This is a genomic window from Rubrivirga sp., assembly GCF_049648075.1.
Lineage (GTDB): Bacteria > Bacteroidota > Rhodothermia > Rhodothermales > Rubricoccaceae > Rubrivirga.
In genome coordinates, this window is sequence record NZ_JBARYR010000451.1 from 1 (window position 1) to 2,866 (window position 2,866).

2 protein-coding genes are annotated in these 2,866 nt (G+C 47.9%); one reads left to right on the forward strand and one right to left on the reverse strand.

Annotated features, from left to right (window positions below; all coding sequences use genetic code 11):
- A partial coding sequence (locus tag WBA11_RS12885) for a glycoside hydrolase family 2 TIM barrel-domain containing protein (protein WP_424521083.1) occupies nt 1–2,153 on the forward strand: 2,153 nt, incomplete at its 5' end.
- 422 nt (nt 2,154–2,575) lie between these two features.
- Here WBA11_RS12885 and WBA11_RS12890 read toward each other — a convergent pair.
- Nucleotides 2,576–2,866, reverse strand: a 291-nt coding sequence (locus tag WBA11_RS12890) for a choice-of-anchor J domain-containing protein (protein ID WP_424521084.1), incomplete at its 5' end; no start/stop codon positions are given.

The following is a 2,866-nucleotide window of genomic DNA, read 5'->3' on the forward strand; positions in this document are numbered from 1 at the left end:
CACTTCCCTATATAGGAGAAGGCTGGTACCGTAAAACTTTTAATTTAAAGCCGGATGCTCAACAAAGAACCCTCATACAGTTTGATGGTGTGATGAGTGAACCACAGGTCTATCTTAACGGCAAGAAGGTAGGCGAGTGGAAATATGGCTACAGCTACTTCTATTTTGACATAACTGATCTATTGTGCCCAGATGGCAAGAACACTCTGGTAATAAGCTGCTCCAATAAACCAAAATCCTCGCGCTGGTATCCTGGGGCCGGTATTTACAGAAAGGTACGGCTCATCACTAAAAATAAAACCAGTATAGACCACTGGGGGGCTGCTTTTACCACACCCCATGTACACAAGGCACAAGCACAGGTCAACCTAAGGTGCCGCGTTACCGGCCAGCCCGATAGCGTTGTCACTTCCATTTATGATAAGAACAAGAACCTGGTAGCCCAGGCTACGGCTTACCAGTTGTTCCACGATAGCTATGAACAAAACATCGCCGTCAGGAGCCCAAAACTGTGGAGTCCGGAACATCCTGACCTGTACACCACGGTACTAGAAGTTTATAAAGGAGGCCAAAAGGTGGACCGCCTAGAGCAAGTATTTGGCATCAGGACGCTAGACTATTCTAGTGAAGGGTTTAAATTAAACGGTAAGGTTACCAAGTTTAAGGGTGTTTGTCTGCACCACGATCTAGGCCCGCTGGGCACGGCGGTAAATACGGCCGCCCTGCGCCGGCAGTTGCAATTGCTTAAGGGTATGGGGTGTAACGCCATACGCAGTGCCCATAACATGCCCTCGCCGGAACAATTGCAGCTGTGTGACGAGATGGGATTTATGGTCATTGCAGAAAGTTTTGACGAGTGGAAGGAACCCAAGGTAGAAAACGGTTACCACCGCTATTTTGACAACTATGTAGATCGGGATGTCAACAACCTTGTTCAGGCAACCCGCAACCATCCCTCTATTGTAATGTGGAGTGCCGGTAACGAGGTTCCTGACCAGTGGGGGTCAGAGGGCGTGAAGAGGGCACGGTACATACAGGACCTGTTCCACCAGGCAGATCCCACCCGTCCCGTAACCGTGGGGATGGATCAGGTAAAGGCGACCATGGCATCTGGTTTTGGGGCCATACTGGACGTTCCAGGCCTTAATTATAGAGTACATCTTTATGAAGAGGCCTTTGAGAAGTTCCCGCAGGGGTTTTTGTTGGGTTCAGAGACGGCGTCTACCGTAAGCTCGCGCGGGGTCTATAAATTTCCCCTTACCATGGGACCTATGGTAGAACACGAGGACCTACAGTCGTCATCTTATGATCTGGAATATTGCAGCTGGTCCAACCTGCCAGACGATGACTTTATTCTGGAAGATGATAAGCCCTGGGTAATAGGTCAGTTTGTGTGGACCGGTTTTGAGTATTTGGGAGAACCCACCCCCTATGATGCCTACTGGCCCGCACGCAGTTCGTACTTCGGCATTTTTGATCTAGCGGGCATTCCCAAGGACCGCTACTACCTATACCGCAGTCGCTGGAATGATGATGACGATACGCTGCACATCCTGCCCCACTGGAACTGGGAAGGCAGGGAGGGACAGACCACACCTGTATTTGTCTATACCAACCATCCCCAGGCCGAGCTGTTTGTTAATGGTAAGAGCCAGGGCATACAGAAAAAGACTAATAAAGGGACGCCACAAGAGCGCTACCGCCTTATGTGGCAGGATGTGATCTATGAGCCTGGAACGGTAAAAGTAATAGCCCTAGACAGTACCGGCACTGCAGTAGGCATTAAAGAGATAAAGACTGCCGGCACACCACACCACCTGGTACTTGACCCCGACCGCAAGACCATAAAGGCCGATGGTGAGGACCTTAGTTTTATAACCGCCAGTGTGGTAGATAAAGAGGGAAATTTATGTCCCAATGCGGCAAACCTGCTAGAGGTAAAGGTAGAAGGCGCGGGCATCTTTAAGGCAGTTTGTAACGGCGACCCTACATCACTACGGCCTTTCCACCTTCCCACCATGCCCGCATTCAGCGGTAAGCTGGTGTTTATTGTGCAAAGCAGCAAGCAAGTCGGAAGTATTACGGCTCGGGTAACCTCCCTGGGACTTAAAACGTCAGAGATCACAATCTCCAGCAACGAGCCGTTGCAATAATCACCAGCAGTTTATGGGTGCTTGCTTTACCAAACAAACCCTGAAATACGACCTATATCATCTTTTTTAAACACCCCATAGGCTTCATAATCTTTCTGTTAGCTATGGGTTTTCTGTTATAGAGAGGTGTTGTTGTGGGTTACGCTTTCGCGAAAGCAGGAACTTTCAAATACCCCAACGTTGCAAAAAATATCTACCATCATTAAGAAGTAGTTGCTTCTAAAGTTTGTTCATATTTCAGAAAGTAAAAGTGAAGTATAAACATCAGTCTAAAAAAGAACCGCATGTATGGGCGTGGCTGGTTTTAAAAATAAAAATGAGAATGGCAACATCAGGTATTGTATGGTTGCTATGGTATAGGGTCATTAAATAGAAAAGCCCGGCACATTTGCCAGGCTTTTATACTATTTCTAGGAATTGATCTAGTCAGTGGTCAAAGTGATATTGTCAATTTCATAGGTGCCATCAAAGCTAGAATCCCCGCTACCTTCATACTTAAAGGCAAGGTGGCCGGTACCGCTAAGACAGTCCAGAGAGGCAAAGTTTGAAAAGACCCAGGTGCCAAAGGGTGTGCTGTCAGACACGATAACCACATCGGCTAGCGGCTCCCATAGTGCTGACGGGATATTTGCAGGGGTACCGTCCCAGTTACCACTATAAAGCACTTGCATGGAGGATCCATCAGAAAAACTGTTGGAACTTTCAAAAGAAAA